Source organism: Chloroflexota bacterium (assembly GCA_016197225.1).
Classification (GTDB): Bacteria; Chloroflexota; Anaerolineae; order Anaerolineales; family VGOW01; genus VGOW01.
This window is the reverse complement of the sequence record JACPWC010000012.1, coordinates 18,557-38,255: the sequence shown is the minus strand read 5'-3', so window position 1 is coordinate 38,255 and position 19,699 is coordinate 18,557. Positions and strand designations below refer to the sequence as shown.

17 protein-coding genes are annotated in these 19,699 nt (G+C 58.6%); 11 read left to right on the top strand and 6 right to left on the bottom strand.

The genetic code is table 11. From position 1 onward, the window contains the following. On the bottom strand, positions 1 to 725 hold a 725-nt coding region (locus HYZ49_02095; GenBank protein MBI3241069.1), incomplete at its 3' end, for a hypothetical protein. A 246-nt stretch (positions 726 to 971) separates the two neighbouring features. Here HYZ49_02095 and HYZ49_02090 point away from each other — a divergent pair. Genes HYZ49_02090 through HYZ49_02070 form a run of 5 tightly spaced genes read left to right on the top strand, consistent with a single transcriptional unit; the run spans position 972 to position 5,545 of the window. After that, positions 972 to 1,493, top strand: a complete 522-nt coding sequence (locus tag HYZ49_02090) for a hypothetical protein (GenBank protein MBI3241068.1) — start codon at positions 972 to 974, stop codon at positions 1,491 to 1,493. Between the two features lie 57 nt (positions 1,494 to 1,550). Continuing rightward, positions 1,551 to 2,498 carry a hypothetical protein gene (locus tag HYZ49_02085; protein MBI3241067.1) on the top strand — a complete coding sequence of 316 codons (948 nt, stop codon included), beginning with the start codon at positions 1,551 to 1,553 and terminating at the stop codon, positions 2,496 to 2,498. 18 nt (positions 2,499 to 2,516) lie between these two features. Next, positions 2,517 to 3,674, top strand: coding sequence for a glycosyltransferase family 4 protein (locus HYZ49_02080; protein MBI3241066.1), 1,158 nt, complete (start codon positions 2,517 to 2,519; stop codon positions 3,672 to 3,674). A gap of 23 nt (positions 3,675 to 3,697) precedes the next feature. Beyond that, a complete protein-coding gene (locus tag HYZ49_02075) occupies positions 3,698 to 5,119 on the top strand; it encodes a FecR domain-containing protein (GenBank protein MBI3241065.1) in 1,422 nt (473 codons plus the stop codon). A 33-nt stretch (positions 5,120 to 5,152) separates the two neighbouring features. After that, a complete protein-coding gene (locus HYZ49_02070) occupies positions 5,153 to 5,545 on the top strand; it encodes a carboxypeptidase regulatory-like domain-containing protein (protein MBI3241064.1) in 393 nt (130 codons plus the stop codon). A gap of 71 nt (positions 5,546 to 5,616) precedes the next feature. On the opposite strand, the gene HYZ49_02065 is transcribed toward HYZ49_02070, so the two are convergent. Further along, on the bottom strand, positions 5,617 to 6,492 hold the full coding sequence (locus HYZ49_02065; protein MBI3241063.1) for a hypothetical protein: 876 nt from the start codon (positions 6,490 to 6,492) through the stop codon (positions 5,617 to 5,619). A gap of 70 nt (positions 6,493 to 6,562) precedes the next feature. Further along, positions 6,563 to 8,032, bottom strand: coding sequence for a hypothetical protein (locus tag HYZ49_02060; protein ID MBI3241062.1), 1,470 nt, complete (start codon positions 8,030 to 8,032; stop codon positions 6,563 to 6,565). A gap of 342 nt (positions 8,033 to 8,374) precedes the next feature. Here HYZ49_02060 and HYZ49_02055 point away from each other — a divergent pair, with 342 nt between their 5' ends. The 4 genes from HYZ49_02055 (at position 8,375) to HYZ49_02040 (ending at position 13,936) form a co-directional block, all read left to right on the top strand. Continuing rightward, positions 8,375 to 8,956 carry a sigma-70 family RNA polymerase sigma factor gene (locus tag HYZ49_02055; GenBank protein MBI3241061.1) on the top strand — a complete coding sequence of 194 codons (582 nt, stop codon included), beginning with the start codon at positions 8,375 to 8,377 and terminating at the stop codon, positions 8,954 to 8,956. Further along, positions 8,953 to 10,260 carry a hypothetical protein gene (locus HYZ49_02050; GenBank protein ID MBI3241060.1) on the top strand — a complete coding sequence of 436 codons (1,308 nt, stop codon included), beginning with the start codon at positions 8,953 to 8,955 and terminating at the stop codon, positions 10,258 to 10,260. The genes HYZ49_02055 and HYZ49_02050 overlap by 4 nt, the downstream gene beginning before the upstream one ends. Positions 10,261 to 10,344: 84 nt before the next feature. Beyond that, a complete protein-coding gene (locus HYZ49_02045; protein ID MBI3241059.1) occupies positions 10,345 to 10,704 on the top strand; it encodes a hypothetical protein in 360 nt (119 codons plus the stop codon). Positions 10,705 to 10,744: 40 nt separating this feature from the next. After that, positions 10,745 to 13,936: an O-antigen ligase family protein gene (locus HYZ49_02040; GenBank protein ID MBI3241058.1), complete on the top strand. Its 3,192-nt coding sequence runs from the start codon at positions 10,745 to 10,747 to the stop codon at positions 13,934 to 13,936. Between the two features lie 16 nt (positions 13,937 to 13,952). Here HYZ49_02040 and HYZ49_02035 read toward each other — a convergent pair whose 3' ends face one another. From HYZ49_02035 to HYZ49_02025, 3 genes are read right to left on the bottom strand one after another with little or no spacing between them, the layout of a single operon-like run. Further along, a complete protein-coding gene (locus tag HYZ49_02035) occupies positions 13,953 to 14,804 on the bottom strand; it encodes an ABC transporter permease (protein ID MBI3241057.1) in 852 nt (283 codons plus the stop codon). Position 14,805: 1 nt separating this feature from the next. Then, complete coding sequence (locus tag HYZ49_02030) at positions 14,806 to 15,654, bottom strand: ABC transporter permease (GenBank protein MBI3241056.1); 849 nt, start codon at positions 15,652 to 15,654, stop codon at positions 14,806 to 14,808. Continuing rightward, positions 15,651 to 16,661 (bottom strand): ABC transporter ATP-binding protein, encoded by a 1,011-nt coding sequence (locus HYZ49_02025; protein ID MBI3241055.1) that lies wholly within the window; start codon positions 16,659 to 16,661, stop codon positions 15,651 to 15,653. Before HYZ49_02025 ends, HYZ49_02030 begins: the two co-directional genes overlap by 4 nt. 304 nt (positions 16,662 to 16,965) lie before the next feature. Between HYZ49_02025 and HYZ49_02020 the strand changes: the two genes are divergently transcribed. Together HYZ49_02020 and HYZ49_02015 are read left to right on the top strand one after the other, a co-directional pair. Next, a complete protein-coding gene (locus HYZ49_02020; GenBank protein MBI3241054.1) occupies positions 16,966 to 17,484 on the top strand; it encodes a hypothetical protein in 519 nt (172 codons plus the stop codon). Between the two features lie 62 nt (positions 17,485 to 17,546). Then, positions 17,547 to 19,673, top strand: coding sequence for a glycosyltransferase family 39 protein (locus HYZ49_02015; protein MBI3241053.1), 2,127 nt, complete (start codon positions 17,547 to 17,549; stop codon positions 19,671 to 19,673). The last annotated feature ends 26 nt before the right edge of the window (positions 19,674 to 19,699 follow it).

Genomic DNA, 19,699 nt, shown 5'->3' with positions numbered 1-19,699 from the left:
GTTGGCGTGTAGGTGAAAGTCGGCGTGAGGGTTTGAGTGTCCGTCGGTGTGTAAGTAAACGTCGGCGTCAGCGTCTCAGTCGGTGTCTCTGTTGGCGTCTCAGTCGGTGTTTCGGTCTCGGTCGGCGTCTCGGTGGGCAAGGGCGTGTCGGTGGGTAGCGGCGTCCGGGTCCGAATCGGCGGCCTGGATGAGGAAGTTGTTGAGGTGGGGGCTGGAATGGGCGTCTCAGTGTCGAACCGGGGTGCTGGCAATGGCGTCGAACTTGGCGTTTCGGTGGGCGCTTGAGGCGTTCGAGTGGGGGTGTTGGTTGGCTGGATGACGCTAACGTCGTTGATTTGAACAACGCCGGTTGAAAGGATGAGCGGAGCCGGACTTGGGATGTCCAAGCTTAATACCTCAGCCTCGCTTTGCACTTCACTGATCAGGGCAACTTCCAGAGGCTTCAGTTCAGGCAGATTGCTGGCATCGGTTTCGTAATCCAGTTCGCCGATCTGAATGCCGGAGAAAATAAGCGGCGGCCATTCCAGCGTAGCAAAGGCGGTTCTAATCAGAGACTCAAGCGTGAATATGCTAAATAAGAATATGATGATGATGATGACAACCCAGACCAGCACCCGCCGGGCGAAGACGATTGCCTGTTCTCGAGTCGGGCGCTTTGCCAGAATGATGTCGGCCAGTTCATTGAAGCTGGGCGGCTTTTCAGATCCAAACAGACGCCGAACCATCCAACTGCGGATCGACAGAGGAAAAAGAGGCCTGCCAATGATGCTAGACATGAAAACGGGTATGCGTCACCCTCAAACGCATCGGTACCACTGTACCATATTTTGCAGTGTAGACAAATAGGCGAACGGCCAATTTTATAGGCATTTGTACTGTTTTTGACGCAACATAACAATGGCGCTCAATTCTTCGGGCAGAATACGGTAAAATCGCCCAACCAATCTTTATAACTCAAGGAGAAGAAGATCATGAAACGTAATACATTTCGTATTGGTTGGGTTGTGGCCCTGCTTTCGATAGCGACTTTGGCCTGCACCTGCGGTTTGATTTCGGGCCTGACTCAGGCCGGAGAAGGATTGCAAACCGTGCAAGCCGCCGCCACTGAACTTGCTACCAGCGGCGCTTTAGAAACCGTTCAGGCGCTTGCCACCGAGGCCGAAAACGGCGGCTTTCAGAAAACGGCTGAGGCCCTGTCCACCCAAGCGTCTGGCGGCGGCGCGCCCGATGACATTCCGGTCCTGGAGAACACGCAGGGCTTCTTCGGCTCGGCAGATGTCGTCTCCTATCTCACCTCGGACGAGTACAACTCTGTGCTGGAATTCTACAAGACCGAAATGGCGGCCAACGGCTGGGCCGAGGATGGCACTCAAACCTCTGTTGAAACCACCGACGCCGCCGTGCTTTATTACACAAAGGACGACCGCAAGACTATCGTCACTATCAGCGCCGCGGCGGGTCAAACGTCGGTGCAAGTGCTAATTCAAAAGTAACTCCCTTTTGCTCAGTCTTCCGAAGTCTGATCACCAGACTTCGGAAGACTCGACGTTATGAACTTCACAACTCTTGCCGGGGCCGGGCGACTCCTGGTCGCTCCCTCGTCCGGCGAAATCGCCATCCTGCGGACCGTGCTTTACGCCGACGTGTTCAACTATCCGCTCACCGCGCCGGAAATTCATCGTTACCTCATCGGCGAGTCTCTCGCTCTGGAAGAAGCGCAGTTTATTCTTGGCTCTTCACCCTGGCTGGCCCAAATCATTTCGCATGTCGGCGATTTTTATGTGGTGGCCGGTCGTGAAGACCTGATCGTTTTGCGCCAGGCTCACGCCCTCTCGGCAGAAAAGTTGTGGCAGGTAGCTCGCCAATATGGCCGCCTGCTGGCCGCCCTGCCATTTGTGCGAATGGTCGCCGTCACCGGCGCGCTGGCGATGGACAACGCCAAACCCGACGATGACGTAGATTACCTCATTGTCACTGTGCCGGGCCGGGTGTGGCTGGTTCGCGCGCTGGCAATCCTCATTGTCCGCCTGGCTCGCCTCGGCGGCGTCAATCTTTGCCCCAACTACCTGCTGTCTGAAACATCCCTTCTGCAAGAACAACGTGATCTCTTCATCGCCCACGAACTTGCTCAAATGATTCCACTAACCGGGCACGACTTGTACTGGCAGATGCGCTCGATCAACGGTTGGGCCGCCGGCTTTTTACCCAACGCCGACTCCATGCCCCGGCCCGAACGTGACGCCGCGCCGCGCGGCCCGGCCCGCCTCGGCCAGCGCTGGCTTGAAAGTTTGCTGGCCGGCCGTGTTGGCAACCTGCTCGAAAACTGGGAACGCCGCCGCAAGCTGCAAAAATTCCGGCCCCAACTGCGCCGCCCCGCCACCGAAGCAGTCCTGGACGAGACTCGCATCAAAGGCCACTTCAACGATTATGGCCGGCTGACTCGGCAAGCCTACGAACAACGTTGCGCTGCTTACAAAATTGACGGCTGGGCACAGTGAGTTGACAACTCGCTTCACATGACAAAACTTGCCATCGTCTCGCCGTTCCCGCCGGAAATCTCAGGCGTCGGTCAATACGGATCGAGAGTGGCCGAAGGGCTGGCTCACAGCGGCCACTTTGAGCAAATGCGCGTGTTTGCCAACCAGACCTCAAACGCGCCTGCCCTCGAACATCACAACGGCTTCGTCGTCCAACGAGCATGGCGGCGCAACCACCTGGCGAACGCCGGGATTCTGATGCGTGAGCTTCGCCAGTGGCAGCCAGATGCAGTCTGGTTCAACATCGGCCTGGCCAGCTTTGGCCGCACTCGCCTGCAAAACTTTCTGGGGCTGAGTGCGCCCCTGCTTACCCGCTCACTCGGCCTGCCAACCGTTGTCACCCTTCACGAAATTTTTGAGGCCTCCAACCTGCGTTTGCTGGGCGCAGTCAATGGCCGCCTCACTTATCTGGGCGGCCAGGTTGCCACCCGCCTGCTTCTGCAAGCAGATATTGTTTGCCTGACCTTGCGGGCCTACGTGCAAATTTTTCAAAAACAGTATCAAGCCCACAACCTGGCCCATGTGCCGCATGGCGCGTTCGACGCGCCCGGCTTCACGCCCTTGCCGGACGAAAAGCGCATTCTCATGTTTGCCATGCACGCGCCTTATAAGGGCCTGCCAGAACTGCTCGACATCTTCCGCCAACTTCGCGCCGACGACCCGTCTATTCGACTCACAGTGGCCGGCAGTGATCATCACCGCTTTCCCGGTTACTTGAATCAAGTGCGAGAGGCGCTGGGCGAGAGTCCGGGTGTGGAATGGCGAGTCGGCGTCCCCGAAAACGAAGTGCCCGGCCTGTTCGCTTCGGCCCGAGTCGTCGCCCTGCCATGCATCGCCACCACCGGCGCGTCGTCCATCATTCATCGCGCCTCAGCGCATGGCCGCCCGGTGCTGGCTTATAATCACGACGACCTGAGGGCTGTGGCCGACGAAGAAAACTTGCACGTTGAATTTGTGCCGCAGGGCGACCGGAATGCTTTTGCCCGGCAACTGCGCGACCTGCTTAAGGACCCGGCCCGCTGCGAAACGATTGGCCGGGAGAACGTCGCTGTGATGAGAACCATGACTCTGGCTGTCACCTGCCAGCGTTACATTCAGCTTTTTGAAAGAGCAACGGCCCTCAACGGCGTGTTGTAATTCACCGCGTTCAGGAGAATGCTATGTCTCGCAAAATCTTGTTTTCTGTTTTGATGTTTCTGGCGCTGGCCGGGCTGGCCTGTAGCCTGTTGGGCGGCGCGAGCACCAGCGTGCCTGCCTCCACTGCTTTAGCCGGAACGCGCTCGGCCCAACTTTCCGAGTTGAAGAATGAAGTTCAATCTCGCGCTTCAAGCACGGGCGAGTGGCAGTCTGCCGTTGACGGCGCGCAAGTGGCGGCGGGCGGCGGCGTGAAAACCGGCGACGATTCTCGTGTGCGCCTCGACATCTCCGACGGCACTATTTTGCGCCTCGCCCCGCAGACCGAATTTGAGTTGAAGCAGTTGTCGCCAGAAGCGGCTGACTCGGTGACTCAGCTGACGCTGACGGCGGGCAAGATGTGGGCGGCGGTGACGACGGCGCTGGGCGGCGGATCGTTCGACGTGGAGACTCCGGTGGGCGTGGCCACCGTGCGCGGCTCGTACATGAGCGTCGAATACTTTCCGGCCAACGGCCAGATGATCACCTCGTGCCTCGAAGGCAAGTGCCGCCTCACTTCGTCGGCCAGCAACAAGTTCACCGATCTGAATACAGGCCAGCAGTCTGGCATCCCCGGTTTTGGCCAGGACCCGTCTCCAGCCAAGCCGATTGACATTGCCCAAATTCGCGGCTGGTCGGTCGAGTTCCCTGAAGCGGCGCAGTTCGTGGCCACGCTCACGCCCGGCCCGGAGCCGACGGCCACCCCGGCCGGCACGCCGCCGGCAGGCGGGGGCGCCGGCGGGCAAGTGATCGGCGGGGGGAGCGCCGGTCAGACTGCCTGCGACCATCCCTATTTCCCGATTCGCGCTGGGGCCACGTGGACATATTCCACGCCTGACGGCCCGATGACGTGGTCGGTGAGCGAAGTGACTGGCGACACCACGAGCGCCGCCGCCGTTGTCAACATTAATTTGAGCGCCGGGCAAATTACTTATCATTGGCAGTGCGATGCCAACGGCCTGACGTCGTACGATTTTGTGTCGCTGAACATCGGCCAGTTGAGTAATTTTGTTATCAATCAGGAAGTGATTGGCTCCTCTGGCGTGTGGTTGCCGGCGGCCGAGTTGCTCCAGCCGGGCTATGCCTGGAGTTTTGCTTATCAGCTCAAGACGACAATGACAGTTGAGGGGCAAACGTTTGACGGGGCGACAGACGTCTCGCAAGACAGCGCCGTCACGGGCGCAGAGTCGGTGACGGTGGGTGGGGCGACTTACGACGGTTTGCAGATCGGCGGCAACAGCGTCTTCACTTCTCAAATGCAAATTCCGGGCGGGCTAAGCATCCCGCCCACGACAAGCAATAGCACTTTCACGGATGTGTACGCCCGTGGCGTGGGCCTGGTGAGCGCCGCCTCAACCAGTGATGGCTCAACTTACTCTTACGAACTGACGAGCTTTAGCATTCCCTGATTAAAGGTGACAGCCACTAAATAGGAGCGGTCTTTGACGCCCACAAACCCTATTCGTCAGTCCGGCATTTCGTTATTGCTTGCTCTGATTCTGGCCGCTTGCGGCGGCGGCAACACGCCCGCACCCGTCGGCGGCATTGAGGGCCAGGTGCTCATCGGGCCAATGTGTCCTGTCGTTCAAGTCGGCACGCCTTGCCCGGATCAACCGTATCAGGCGACGATCACAGTACTGGATGCGAACGGCAACCAGGTAGCCCAGTTTCGATCAGATGCGCAGGGGCAGTTCCATGTGTCGCTCGTTCTGGGCACTTACACCTTGCGTCCCGAGTCGCCTGATCATTTCACCCGTGCTGGGGAGCAAACGGTTACTGTAAGCGCAGGGCAGTTTACGCAAGTGATGATCATTTACGATAACGGGATCAGATGACTGAGAGTTTTCAGCAAAAAAAACAAGGGCGGCCTGGATAGGCCGCCCTTGTGATTCAGAAGAGGGGAGAATTAGGGTTTGCCGCCGCCCTTACCAGAGTTGTCCCCGTTGTCATTGCTGTTGTTGTCGCCGTTGTCGTTGCCATGATCGTCGCCGTTGTCATTGCTGTTGTCGTCGCTATTGTCGTTGCCATGATCATCGCCGTTGTCATTGCTGTTGCTATTGATGTTGTCGTCGCTATTGTCGTTGGTGCTGGAAACATTGTCGTTGGTGTTGGAAGTGTTATCGTTGCCGTTGGTGTTGCTGTTGGCATTGACGTTGCCGTTGTCATCGCCGCCGGCGTTGGCCCCTTCCACTTCAACTTCGCGGGCCGAGAGCGCGCCGCTGCTGTCAACGAAGGCGTGCACTTTGACCACCACGCCAACTGCCAGCGTGCCCTTCACTTCAGTGTCGTTGCCAATGAAGACCGTCTGCCCGGCCACGACGATGAAGCCGGCGCCCATTTCGGAGATCGTGCCAGAGAACTCGACTTCGCCGCCGGTTGAGGTTGTGTTGTCGTTGCTGTTCGCATTGCTGTTGTCGTCCGAGCCGTTGTCATTGGCGTTGCTGTTGGCATTGCCGTTGGCGTTGCTGTTGGCATTGTCATCAGAGCCGTTGTCGTTGCTGTTTTCATCGCCATTGTCATTGCCCGCGGCGTTGTCGTTGCTGTTGACATTGCCGTTGTCATCGCCCGGAGCGTTGTCGTTGCTGTTGACGTTTGCGCCGCCGTTGTCGTTGGCGGCATTGTCGTTGGCATTGACATTTGCCCCGCCGTTGTCATTGGCGTTGACGTTCGCCCCGCCGTTGTCGGTGACGGCGGCTCCGCCGCAGGCGGCCAGGATCAAAGCAGTGAGCACGAGCAGGATGAAGTAAGTTTTGTAGGTCTTGTAGGTTTTGAGTTGAGACATGAGATTTCTCCTAAATTTGTTTGAATTTGATTGGGCGTATGCCGCCTCAAGTATTGGATGTGCCAGGTGATCAGTCGGTTACTTTGAAAACGACGCTATTTTCATCGCGATAAACCTCCTCGAACTGCGGGTCGGCTTCGGCTCGTTCCAGGAAAGCCTTGTGTTTCAAGTCCGACACTACATATTCAGCGTTGAAATGCTCGCGGATGGCTGACGACAGGTCTAACCCGCGACCCTGGGTGATGTCCACCCAAAGGTAGTAGAGATCGGGGTCGGCCCGTTGCAGGTAAGTGGGGTCGAGACCGACGGTGTAAACGTTGTGGGTGTTGTAAAAGAAGAGCCGGGTGAAGTCATCCCAATCGGTTTGGAATACCAGCGAACCTTCCGGCGTGTTGGCGGTCAACCATTCCGACGCGCCCGCAAATTGTTCGGCAGGCAGATCGTTCTGCAAAAGGTCTCGCGTCCGGTAAACGTTGTAAGCCGCCCCGGCCAGGACGATAACGGTGAGAACCATTACCAGTCGCCGTCCGAACTGTCTCTCCGCCAGAACCGGTTGCCAGGCGAAAGCGCAGAACAGCACTGCGAAGGCCGGGAAGTATTCGACGAAGCGCCGCGAGGCCAACAGCATGATGCCAAAGACAATGCTGAGGCCAAAGCTGAAGGCGGCGGGCAGGCTGAGGCGTTGGCGTTGCCAACCCAGGGCAAACGCGCCGGTTACAAAAGCCGCCAGGGCCACACCGCTGTTCTCCATCAGTTGGGCGGTGGTGTAGGGATACCATTCACTGCCCACCTTCACGCTGGCGATGTCGAGCTTGGCGATGAGGTGGTGATAGATGAAGGTCAGGTTTTGCGGAAAGTAAGGGTTGAATACCAAACCCAGCCCGAGGCCGATGGCCGAATAGATCAACACGCTCCAGCGCCACTGCCCTTCAACCAGCCGGGCGGCGACAAAGTAGACTCCGGCGACGACCAGCAGAAGCGGGAAGGCGTCGTAGAGCCAGACATAGGTCAAGCCCAGCACGATTAGCCAACGCTCGCGGCGCTCGATCATCAAATACATGGCGACGATGAGCCACAACAGTGAAAGCGATTGCGCGCGCGGCATGAGGAGGCGGTAGATGAAGGCGCTTGAGGCGGCGACCATACCAATCGTCCACAAGGTTGCGCCCGGCACGTGTTGCGTTCTCAAGAGCCAGCCGCCGGCGGCCAGGGCCGCCGCCGCAAAAACCACTGCCGCTATCTGCCCGCCCAGGATCAAGTTGCCGCCGGCAAACGGCGACAGTAGCACGTGAAAGAGCCAGTGATGGTCGTAGTAACTTTCTGGCTTCAGAATAGTGAGCGGAAGCCAGATGAAGTCGGGCGTGAGATCGGCTCGCATCAGAGCGGCCATTTTGACGTGGTAGTAACCGTCGGTGCCAACCAAACCGGAAGCGGCCATTTGCACCAGAGCCAACAGCCCAGACAACGCCAGGCTCAACCGGAGAAACCAGCCATCAAAACGAAAAGCTCGCGGTAAAGAAAGTGTTTGTGTGGTCATCATTCAAAAAGTCGCTAGATTTCACAAAAAGTTACGCCGTAACTTTTCATTGTTCGTGGCGACAACTTAGAACCTATCAGAAAGCCTCGTAGGGTTTCGGAACCCTCAGAGTCTTTCCGGTTATTCGGATAGGCGATTAGGAGTGGTCGGGTCTCCCGACTTTGGCGGGAAAACCCTGCCACGAATGAGACGAATTGGCGGCGAATTTGTGAAATTCGTGTAATTCACAAAGAATCCCGTTCAATTCGGTACAGCCGTTAAATCTGGTATAGCCGAGTGATCTCAGTAACTTTTCGCCCTGGCGGGCGACTTTTAAGAGAAATCTCACTGTATTTTTTGCCGGGAATGATGTATTCTCTCTTTTATGACCTCTTTTTGGGAGCCGCGCCTGTGATTGAGAACGACGACAGGCTGTTAGCTGATGCGCGCAACCTTGACTCACGCGCACTGGCGGCCATTCACGATCGTTTCTACCCAGATATTTATCGCTATCTGCTGTACCGCACCAACGACGAACATACAGCTGAAGATTTAGCCAGCGAAGTGTTTATGCGCCTGTTGGACGTTTTCCATGCGGGCAGGCCGCCGGCGGTTTTGCGGGCCTGGTTGTTTGGCGTTGCCAGCAACCTGGCCGCCGATCATTTCAGGCGGCAATCACGCCGTCCGCAGGTCGCCCTTTCGGAAGAACTGGTGGCTGAGGACACCAATTTGGAAATGGAAACCGGAGCACGGCTGGCCGCCAAAGAAGTTCGCGAAGCCCTGCACCACCTCACCGATGAACAACAACAAGTGCTGGCCCTGCGTTTTGGCGATGGCCGCTCCATTGACGACACCGCCTCTCTGATGCAAAAGTCGGTGACGGCGGTGAAGCAATTGCAGTTCCGGGCCGTGGCCGCCTTGCGTCGTCATCTGGAGGGATCGTTATGACTGATCCCCGCTTCTACGACGCCTTCGATGATTGCCTGACGCGACTGAGCGCCGGCGAGTCGCTCAACGCTTGCCTGACGCGGTATCCGGATTTGGCTGGTGAACTGCAACCCATGCTCGAGTCGGCGCAACAGGCGATGACGGCCAGCCACGTGCCGCGCCAGGCCCAAATGCGAAGCCGGGCCGTGTTCCTCACCGCCGCCGGTCAACTGCGCGCCCCTCGCCCCAACCCCTTCGCCAACCTGTTGCGCCGTTCCTTGTCAACTGCCGCCGCTGTTTTGCTGGTGGGTTTCTTTGCCGTTGGTGGTTTGCTCTATGCCAGCGCCGGCGCCTTGCCGGGCGATAGCCTCTACCCGTTCAAACGCGCGGCTGAAAATATTCAAGTCAGCCTGACGTTTGATGCGGCGGCCCGTATTGAATTGGAAGAGCAACTTGCCGCCCGTCGTCAGGCCGAAGTTGCCGCGTTGATGGAACGCAACGAAACGGCAACCGTGATGTTTGAAGGGGTGCTGGTCAGCCGCACTGAAGCATCTTGGCAGATTGACAACGTGACTGTGGCAGTGGACAAGATGACAAAGCTGAACGGCGACCTGCGCCTGGGCTTTTATGTGGGAGTGACCGCCGAGAGCGAAGCCGGAGCGGCGAAGGCACTGGAGATCACTGCCCTGGAAGTGGAGATCACCGGGCTTCTCAGCGGCAACGGCGATCAATGGTCTATCAATGAGACTCAGTTTGTGATTGGGCGCAATACGGTGGTGACCGGAACCCTGCAAAACGGGGCCATGGCGACGGCCCGCATCCGGACCTACAGGTCGGGTGATCGCGTGGCGACTTATGTGACCATTCTGACTCCGACGACGGTCGCGCCGTCAACGCCGACATCCACCCCGACTCTGACCCCGACCCGCACGCCGGCGCCAACAAACACGAAAACGCCGAGCAAGACTCCAAAACCGACCGAGACTGAGGCGCCAAGCAAGACACCCAGGCCGACGAACACCAGAACGCCGAGTAAGACTCCAGCGCCGACCCGGACTGAAGCGCCGAGCAAGGCGCCTGAACCCACTGGGACATTCACAGGCGGCTCATCCGACCCGACGCCAACGCCGGATTCGGGCGGCAACGATAACAGCAATGACAACGGCAACGACAACAGTAATGATAATGGCAATGACAACGGCAATGATAATGGTAATGACAACGGCAACGACAACGGCAATGACAACGGCAATGATAACGGCAACGACAATAATAATCCTGAACCGACCAGAACCCCGGAACCAACCAAGACACCTAAACCTTAAGCCTTGTGCTGGCAACCGCACCCGCTGACGGGGCGGTTGCCAGCACTTCATTTACCCCGTTTGGCCGTTAGGAGAAATTCGACGATGCGCAAATTCACAAGCCGAGTCTTGATCGTCGGTAGCGGCTCGCTGGCCGACGAAGGGCTTGAGAAGCTGTTGGCAGGCAAGTCCGGCCTGGAGCTTTTGCACGTCACGTACACCGACGACGCCACTTTTCTCCACCAGTTTTCGCAGTTCCAGCCGGAAGTCGTCGTCCTGTTTGAGGGTAGCCCTTTAACCGTAAGCCGGTTGTTTGAGCTGACAAAGGAAATCTCGGTTTCGGATTTGCGGGTGATCACCGTGTTAGCCCAGACCAACACCGTCGAAATGTATGCCAAGCGGCAAATTACAGTGGGGGGTAGCAAAGATTTTCTGGCTCTCGTTCATTCGACAGAGGGCGATTGAGGAATGACTGTGATGGCGGCTCTGTTATGATCCGGGTGTGATGCCACGCACACCCGGATTTGTTTTTCCACGCTGGTTTACGCCCAGCCTGCTCTCCCTCGGCCTTAACCTGCCGCTCGTCCTGAGCGGGTTGCCGTTCTCTTCATTCGACGCTTACACCCACATTTTCTTCGCCGATCATTACCGTCGGGCCTGGTTCGACTTGGTCGAGCCGCGCTGGTTCGGCGGGTTTTCAGTGGCCTCCTATCCGCCGCTTGTCCATCAACTCATTGCCTTGCTATCGCTCCCGGCCTCAGCTTTGGCGAGCATGTTGGGCGGGGCGCAAAACGAAACTCGTTTTCGCGGCGAAGCAGTTGGCTTTTGCCTGCTATTACTACTTGTGCTTGCCTTTCTTCCAATGGCAACCGAGCGCTTTGCGGCCATTTTTGTTCCGGCGCGGGCGGCGCGAACAGCGGGCTGGCTGACCGTTGGCTTGCCTTCAATTTATCTCACCGCCTACTCCTTCGGCCAACTGCCAACCCTGGCCGCCACTGCCACACTGATGTGGGCGCTGGCCGAGGGCTGGCGTTTCTGCCAAACGGGCCAGAGACGTTCCTTGTTCTCGGCCATATTGTGGGCCGGAGTCACAGCGGCGGCCCACCATGCCGTGTTGTTGTTTGCCCTGGTCGCTGGCGCCGCCATCGCTGGCCGGGCTTTGCTCATAACACTCATCACAAAGACTCAAAGACACGATGGATCACAAAGATTCTTTTTCGGCTTCGTGAAACTTAGCGTCTTCGTGCCTTCGTGGTTAAGAGTCGCAGTTCGTTTGCTGATTTGGGCCGTCAGCGCCGGCCTCTTCGCCGCGCTCGTCATCTGGCCGTTCATTGCCTGGAGCCGGGGATACACGCCGCAGACTCCGATTGATCACGCCAGCCGGCACAACTACCTGACCGACTGGCTGGCGGCCTACTTCTTCTTCTGGCCCATGTATGGGCCGACTCTGCTTGTTCTGCCTCTTTCTGCCCTCTGGCTTTTTCGCGCCCGCCGCAAACGGCGGCACTGGCCTCTCCTGATCGTTGCGTTTCTGCTTTTCACGCTGGGGCTGGGCGGCACAACGCCTTTGCCTCAGTGGCTCTTCGGCGCAAACTGGGCCTGGCTCACCTACGACCGTTTTTCTTTTTGGGCCGGCCTGGCGCTGCTGCCGTTTGCCGGATTACTGTGGGAATTTTATCGAGGGCAATTTCACCGCAAAGACGCTAAGAACGCTAAGAAAACGGATTTCTCTTTTTTATCCGCGAAAATCAGCGTTCATCCGCGTCCAAAATGTCTTTCCACGCCAAACCCGGTAGGGCCGAAAAAAGAAAAAGCCTTTGCGCTCGCCTGCCCCGTTTCTTTTTTCGGGGTTGTGTCTTTGCGGTTAATTCTTATAGCTTTCTGCCTCTACGCCGCCTTCGCCGCCCGCTGGGTAAAGTCTCAGCCGCCGCCGGTAGATTTAGCCGCCATCGCCCGCTTTCTCGACCGCAACACAGCCAACGGCGAACGCTATCTCACTTTCGGTTTTGGCGATCAACTGGCCCGGCTCTCGGTGCTGACCGAGGCCAGGACGATAGATGGCACCTATTTCACCGCGCGCGAAATTCCAGAACTTCGCCGGAGTGGGCTGGGCGCGCTCGACGGCGCGTTGTGGAATCCGGCTGGCCCGAATAGCATTCAGCCGTTTTTGGCGCGAGCGCAAGAGTGGGGCGTGCGCTGGGCGTTCAACATGCACCCGGCTTACGTCGAGCCGTTGATCGCCAGCGGCTGGCAGTTGCAAGGCATTGTCGCGTCCGGCGTCCAGGTGTGGCGCAACCCGGCGCTCCGGGTGTCCAGCGAATGGCAAGCGCCAATCAACGTAGACTATCAAGCCGGTCTCTGGTGGGGGATCGTGCCGCTGCTGGTGTTGGCGATGGCCCTGCTCACGATGCTGGCCCGGCGGCACATTCTGAACGGCTCGACACTTCTTCTGTCATCGTTCCTCGTCCTCTGGCCGTTTTGGCATTACACAACCATTTGGACGCAACCCAGGCCGTTCGTGTATTTCACCTACACCTCCGGCCTCCTCTTCCTCGCCGACTTGTTGATCGGCGCGCTGGTTGTGCTGGTGATATACAACGCTCGACCCTTCCAGTTCTCCCTTTCTCCCTTTCTCCCTTTCTCTCTTCCTTTTTTCGCCCTCATCATTTTCGCCTTCCTCAGCATCCCCGACTCAGTAGCGCCCACACTCTCACTGGGCTTTGCGCTCCACCTAATATGGTTGGGCTTCGCCGCCCAGGCCGTCTCGCAAACCATGAAGTTGATGGATTGGCGAGTTGTGGCTTATGCGCTCACGGCTGGTCTGATCCTTCAATCGGCCATTGCCATCGCCGAATCGGCCACTCAAACTACGGCCTGGCTTCAGCCGCTTGGCCTGACGTGGCCCGGCGAACTTGTGGCTTCGATGAGAGGCGCGAGCGTCGTCGGCCTGCCAAATGGTTTGCGCTGGTTAAGGGCTTACGGCACTCTGCCGCATCCCAATTTGCTGGCTGGTTATTTGCTGGTGACGCTGGCCGGGCCGCTGATGGGCTACATTCAAACCGGTCGCAAACGCTGGTTGTGGCCGCTGGCTTTCGGCGCGGGCGCGCTGTGTCTCACCTTCTCGCGCGCGGGCTGGCTGGCCTGTGGGGCGGCAATGGCAAGCCTGATATTTCTACTGCCCTCAAACTTGCGCCGCCGCGCCGCGATTGTCCTTGCCGTGTTAGCTTTGGTGAGCGCAACGCTTGTGGCCGCTCTCGGCCCCTTGTTCATCACCCGTCTCACGGCCAGTGACGCTTCCCGCGAAGAAACCATCTCTATCACAACCCGCCAACAGTTGAACGACGCGGCGCTCACCTTATTCAAGTGGAATCCGATCAACGGGGTGGGGGCGGGCGCATTTCTGCCGGCTCTGGTGATGTTTCGGAATCTTGCGCCCGAGCCGGCTCATAATGTTTTGTTGTTGGCCCTGGCCGAGACTGGCGCTGGCGGCGGTTTGGCCGTCGTGGCCCTGGGCAGCATGATTCTATGGCAGGCCTGGCGGCGGCGCGGCGAAGTTGTCTTTGCGGCTCTATCGGCCATCATGGTCGGGCTGATGGTAATGGCAATGTTCGATCATTTTTTGTGGAGCCTGTCGCCGGGGCGGACGTTGGCGGCGGTGGTGATGGGAATGTGGTGGGGCTGTAAGGGCAGGTCTTAGAGACCTACCCCTACAGTTAGAAATTGCTCTGAGCGTCAATCATGCCGTTGTCGCGAGCGACTTGATCAAAATAGCGATAGGCAAACGTGGACACCAGGCTAAAGACGAGCGTGAGGCCGCCGAGGGCGCCGAAAAGCTGGAGGTTGGAGAATCCGGCCAGGGTCGGAAAGGCGGCGGCCCCGGAACCCAACAACGCCCGGCGCAGAAGTTCCAACCAGTATGTCATTGGCATGGCAAAGCCAATCGGCTGAAGAAAGGTTGGCAGGATCGTGATCGGAAAGATCGCGCCGCTGAACAGGTAAAGGGCGGCGGCGATGGCTTCGCCCAGGAACCAGGGCTCGGTGCGCACCGTCATCGTCCACGCACCGAGGGTGATGCCCATGAAAGTCAGGCAGGCCACCCCCAGCGCCAGCGCCGCCAGAAATACCGGCCAGTCCACAATGGCGAAGTTGATCGGCACTTTGAAAAAGATCACGCCGGCGGCGATGGTGATGATCACGGCGATACTGCCGGTGATGAAGCGGGCCACGGCCCGGCCCAGCAGATAAACCGGAATGTTGATCGGCGCGACGTAAATGTACTTGAGCGTGCGATAGCGTTCACGGTCATCCAGCACCGAATACGAAGCCCCGGCCATCACCGCGCCCACGTAGATGTAAAACGCATTGCCCAGATAAATGTAGGCGTAGATGGGCGCATCGTTGCCGGCAGGCGAGACGATGTTGTACATGAACACCAGAATCATCACGCTGGCAACCGGTTTGAGAATCGAGAAGACGAAGAACACAAACGGGTCGGTCCAGTTCGATTCGATCTGCCAGCCGAGCCAGGCGGCGGGAATGAAGGAACGAGAGAAGGTTTTTAACATATTATCGTCTCCTATCCGTCAACGTCCCCTCCTGCACCGCCAGCCTCTCCATCCGGTTGAGCCAGTACCTGGCGGCGACGATGAAGGCGATGGCGAGGACGACCAGCGCCCCGATCTCAATGGGAACCGAGAGAAAGCCAAGTGTGGGGCCGCTGGCGAAGATAAGCTGGCGCATGGCGTCTATGCCGAGTGTGAGCGGCAGAATTGAGGCGGTGAGGGCGACGGCAAAGCCGAAGCTCTTGACCGGAAAGTAAAAACCGGAGAACAGATAGACCGGCTCCTGAAGCATGTTGGTCATCTGCCAGGCGTCGCGCCCGAAGAGCAGGAACAGCGAGGCAAACAACATGCCGAGGCCGTAGAGGGCCGTCATTGTCAGCACGAACACGGCGAAGAGTTGCAGGAAGTTGGAGACGGCAAACGGGACGTGGAAGAACCACGTTCCCAGAACCAGAATGACGGCGGCCCGGAGGGTGGTGGCGAACAAGCCGCCCATCGCCATCCCCAGCAGAATCGCCATCAACGAATTGGGGGCCATGATGTAGAGCGCCAGGTTGCCCGTCTCTTTTTCCCAGTACATCTGGGCCGACATGCTCCACATGACGTTGAGCCAGAAGGCGGTCATGGCCCCGCCGACGACGGCGAAGCCGATGTAGTCTTCGGGCGCTTGAATGGCGCGATAGACGTAAACGTAGCCGGCAGTTGCCACGAACGGCAGAAAGGTCTCGAAGAAGATCCAGGCCTTCTCGCGTTGCTGGCCGATGATGCGCGGGTACGACCGGGCGATGATGGTGCGGAGGAAGAGCCGCCAGCCGCGATCGGGTTTGGGTGAAGTTAGTGGCAAGGTTGTCATCCGGTCACTTTCTCCGCTTCGGCCATGCTCAGGCCCACCAGGTCCACAAACACATCCTCAAGCGTCGGTTCGCGCTTAACGAGATTCAGGATGTGCGCGCCGTGCGAGGTGAGCGCCCCGATCACGTTGCTAAGCGCGTCGTCGGCTTCGAGCATGAGTTGCAGTTCCGATTTGCCGTCCAGCGCGTTGTGCACTACGTTCCGCACGCCGGGCAAAGATTTGAACGCGCCCAGCGCCCCGTTGCGAAGCGGGCTGACATCAAGATGAAAGATGGCGTCGCGCTGAAGCCGCTTCTTGAGGTTGGATGGCGAGTCGCAGGCCAGCACCTTTCCGGCGTTGATGATGGCCACCCGGTCGCACAATTCGTCGGCTTCGGCCATGTAATGCGTGGTGAGGAGCATGGTGCGGTTGGGTTGCTCGGCCACCCACTTGCGCACAAAGTTGCGTACTTCGCGGCTGGCGCTCACGTCCAGACCCAGCGTCGGCTCGTCGAGGAAGATCACTTCCGGGTTGGTGATGAAGCCGCGCACAATGTTCATCTTCTGGCGCAGGCCGGTGGAGAGGTCGGACGACTTGGTGTTGGCCCGATCCTTCAGGCCGACGATCTCCAGCATTTTGTCAATGCGCTGAAGCGACGTTTTGTTATCCAGCCCGTAGAACTGGCCGAACATCCACAGGTTCTCGCGCACGGTGAGCAGGCCGTAGCCTGACGACTCGCCGCCGCTGACCATGTTGATGCGGGGCCGGACTTCGTGCGGCTGTTTCGCCACGTCGTGCCCGGCCACCAGCGCCCGGCCACTGGAAGGGGCGAGGAGGGTGGTGAGGATTTTGATCAACGTCGTCTTGCCGGCGCCGTTCGGCCCCAGCAAACCAAAGAACTCGCCGCTCCGAACTTCCAAATTGACATCGGCCAGGGCCACGCGTTTTTTTGGCTCCTCTTTTTTGGCGCCGCGAATCTTGTAGACACGGCCCAACGACTCGGTTTTGATGGCTAACGAATCATTCATGAGAATGTTCTCCTTTGATTGAAAACCTGCGACATTTGCAATATAGCACAAAAGTTCCAGTTTTAACGTTTCACTTTTCACTTCTGCTTGGGAAAGTTAGCTCTTCCGGCTCTGGCAGGGTTTTCCCGCCAAAGCCGGAAAGTTTTCACTGAACAATGTCAGGCGGAACAATCTTGTGGCGCGGCTCGTCCAGAGGCCAAGTTCAATAGACTTTATCGGAAAAGCTCATAGCCCGCGTCCTCGCGGTTGGGGAGCGTCATAATGTTATTCTCGATAAGGTTTAATATTCAAACGGAGATTACGCATGATACGAAAGACACTCTTTGTTATCCTGATCAGCGCCCTCGGTTTGGCCGCCTGCGGCGGGGCGGCGGCTACCCCCGTAGAACCAAGCCCATTGCCGCCAATCACAGCCACCCCGCCGCCCGATGAGCCAGTCAGCAATGAACCGGGCAGCATCGAGCCGCTTCCCCCGCAGGGGGCGGAGTCCCCGTTTGCCCCGCGCTCCGGCGACGAGGCTCTGCAGCGTAGCCCGGTCTTCATTGACTCCAATGAGTTGTTGCAGTTGGAAAGTTTTCCGGTGCAGATCGTCGTTCACTTGACGGGTTCACTGCCCTCGCCGTGCCACGAACTGCGGGTGAAGGTTTCCGGCCCGGACGGCCAGAATCAGATTCAGTTGGATGTATATTCGCTGGCTGATCCTTACGCGGTTTGCGCGGCGATGACACAACCGTTTGAAGAGAGCATCCCGCTGGGCAGTTTCCCAACCGGCGCATACACCGTCTGGGTGAACGGCGAAAAGGTTGGGGAGTTCACTTCATAAGGAAGATTGGAGTTTCCGGTATACTTTGCCCAGCCGTCTTTGCAAAGGTTTGCCGGAAACTCATGCCCCGTTCGCTAAAATCATTCTATCCTCTCAGCCTCTACCTTCTGGCCATTGTTCTGCGCTTCATTGTTCTCACTCACTTTGCCGCCAACGATCCGTATTTTTATGATCTGCAGGTTGGCGACGACAACCTGGTCTATGAACAACAGGCGCAGGGCCTTCTGGCCGGAACCTGGCCCAGCACCGCTTTTTATTTCCAACCAGCTTACCCTTTCTATCTGGCCGGCCTCCACCTGCTGGTTGGGCCGAGTCTTTACAACGTTCGCGCCGCCCAGGCAGTTGCAGGCGCGCTGGGCGTGCTGTTGTGCTTCTGGCTGACTCGTAAACTTTTTGGCCAGCGGGCGGCCTGGATCGCGGGCGCGCTTTACGCCGTCTACCCCGTTTTCATCTTCTACGATCTCTCCATTCTCACGGCCAGCCCGACGGTTTTGCTGTGCATGGCCTGTTTGGTCGCCTTCCACAAATTGGCCGAAACCAAAGGGTGGCTCTGGGTTGTCGTGGGCGGCCTGCTCATCGGCCTCAGCGCCGGGATGCACCCCCTTATGCTCCTCGTCGCTCCGGTCGGCGCGCTGTGGCTGGTCTGGAAGGATTGGCGGCGCAGTCTGCCGCTGGCAATCGGGCTGACGGTCGTCTCGGCGATTGCTATTGCCCCGTATAGTTTGTGGAACTATCACTTCAATCGCAGTTTCTCGCTCATCTCCACCAGCGGCCCCGTCAACTTTTTCGTCGGCAACAGCCGCACCGCCGCCGGAATCGGCGAGAGCAACCTGTCGTGGTTGGCCTTTCGCGCCGACCTGCGTCTGGGCCGAACCGACTACATCCCCGCCGCGCTCGAAGACATTCGGGGTGATCCGGGACGGTGGGCGCAATTGCTGGGCCGCAAGTTTGCCCTGGCCTGGGCGAATGCCGAAGTGGCTAACAACGTCAGCTTCTACGAAGCGCAAACTTACTCGCCCCTGCTGGCCGCCATCCCGGTTGGCTTCAGTCTGGTGGGCGGGCTGGCGCTGGCCGGGCTGTGGTTTCAGCGCCGCTCCGCTGCGAGCTGGATGTTGTTTGCAACGGCGCTCATGCTGGCGCTGGGCATGTGTCTCGGCGCAGTGCTCTCGCGACTGCGCGTGCCAATGGTTCCGCCCCTCATCGTGCTGGCCGGGGCGGCCCTCTCAACCTTGTTGAGCGAGTGGCGGCAATATAAAAAGATTGCCCCGCCATTGCTCGTCGCGGCCCTCATCATGTGGGGTTTGGACACACTGACCGGACTCCTGCCGCGCCCGCCGCTCGCCCGCGCCCTGCCGCCCGGCTACCATGCCATTGGCGACGTGGGGGCCGCCACTGTTTACGTCCCGGACTCTTTGCCCACCCTGCAACCTGGCGTGCCTTACTGGGTTCCGGTGTACTGGCAGGCGAACGGATCCTTTGATCGCAACTACAAAACGCTGGTGCAGGTGATTGACGGGAACGGGCAGAAGTGGACGCAAGGGGATAACATCGCCGGCCAAACCGGATTCCCGTATTATCAAACATCACGCTGGAAACCGGGCGACATCATCATTGATCGCTTCCTCATCATCCCGCCCGACGATTTGCCCACACCCTTCTCGGCCCAAATCTGGCTCGGCTTATACGACCCGGACACTGGCGAGCGCCTGCCTGTTTCGTCGCCCGATGGTGTGTTGAAGACTCAACTCATTGCCGCCACCACAGCCGAACCGCTGGCCGTTCCGGCTGAAGCGCAACCCGTCAACGCCAAAGTTGGCCCGGCGACGCTTGTGGCCTATCAGACTCAACTCAATACTCTAACTCTGACTCTTTACTGGCAGTCAGGCGGGCCAATGACCGAAGATGGCGTGATCTTCGTTCACGTCTTCGACGCTTCCGGCCAATTTGTTTTCGGAGCCGACAGCCGCCCGCGAGGCGGCTTGTACTCGACTCAGGTCTGGCAGGCAGGCGAAGGCATTGTGGACGAACACGCTCTTGGGTTGCCCGCCGACCTTCAGCCGGGCCAGTACACGATCAAAGTTGGGATGTACGACTCGGCCAGCCTGAACCGGCTGGCGGCTCAAACGGCGAACGGCGAAATGGCGGTGGACGGCGTGTTGACGTTGGGAACCTTCGTCGTCCAAAAGTGATGTTCGCCAAAAAGAGTCGCCCTCTC

Excerpts from the sequence above, each read along its gene's own strand:
- HYZ49_02090 (MBI3241068.1), top strand. The coding sequence starts at position 972 with ATGAAACGTAATACATTTCGTATTGGTTGGGTTGTGGCCCTGCTTTCG.
- HYZ49_02080 (MBI3241066.1), top strand. The coding sequence starts at position 2,517 with ATGACAAAACTTGCCATCGTCTCGCCGTTCCCGCCGGAAATCTCAGGC.
- HYZ49_02015 (MBI3241053.1), top strand. The coding sequence starts at position 17,547 with ATGCCCCGTTCGCTAAAATCATTCTATCCTCTCAGCCTCTACCTTCTG.
- HYZ49_02020 (MBI3241054.1), top strand. The coding sequence starts at position 16,966 with ATGATACGAAAGACACTCTTTGTTATCCTGATCAGCGCCCTCGGTTTG.
- HYZ49_02050 (MBI3241060.1), top strand. The coding sequence starts at position 8,953 with ATGACTGATCCCCGCTTCTACGACGCCTTCGATGATTGCCTGACGCGA.
- HYZ49_02085 (MBI3241067.1), top strand. The coding sequence starts at position 1,551 with ATGAACTTCACAACTCTTGCCGGGGCCGGGCGACTCCTGGTCGCTCCC.
- HYZ49_02060 (MBI3241062.1), bottom strand. The coding sequence starts at position 8,032 with ATGATGACCACACAAACACTTTCTTTACCGCGAGCTTTTCGTTTTGAT.
- HYZ49_02075 (MBI3241065.1), top strand. The coding sequence starts at position 3,698 with ATGTCTCGCAAAATCTTGTTTTCTGTTTTGATGTTTCTGGCGCTGGCC.
- HYZ49_02030 (MBI3241056.1), bottom strand. The coding sequence starts at position 15,654 with ATGACAACCTTGCCACTAACTTCACCCAAACCCGATCGCGGCTGGCGG.
- HYZ49_02045 (MBI3241059.1), top strand. The coding sequence starts at position 10,345 with ATGCGCAAATTCACAAGCCGAGTCTTGATCGTCGGTAGCGGCTCGCTG.
- HYZ49_02025 (MBI3241055.1), bottom strand. The coding sequence starts at position 16,661 with ATGAATGATTCGTTAGCCATCAAAACCGAGTCGTTGGGCCGTGTCTAC.
- HYZ49_02035 (MBI3241057.1), bottom strand. The coding sequence starts at position 14,804 with ATGTTAAAAACCTTCTCTCGTTCCTTCATTCCCGCCGCCTGGCTCGGC.
- HYZ49_02065 (MBI3241063.1), bottom strand. The coding sequence starts at position 6,492 with ATGTCTCAACTCAAAACCTACAAGACCTACAAAACTTACTTCATCCTG.
- HYZ49_02055 (MBI3241061.1), top strand. The coding sequence starts at position 8,375 with ATGATGTATTCTCTCTTTTATGACCTCTTTTTGGGAGCCGCGCCTGTG.
- HYZ49_02040 (MBI3241058.1), top strand. The coding sequence starts at position 10,745 with ATGCCACGCACACCCGGATTTGTTTTTCCACGCTGGTTTACGCCCAGC.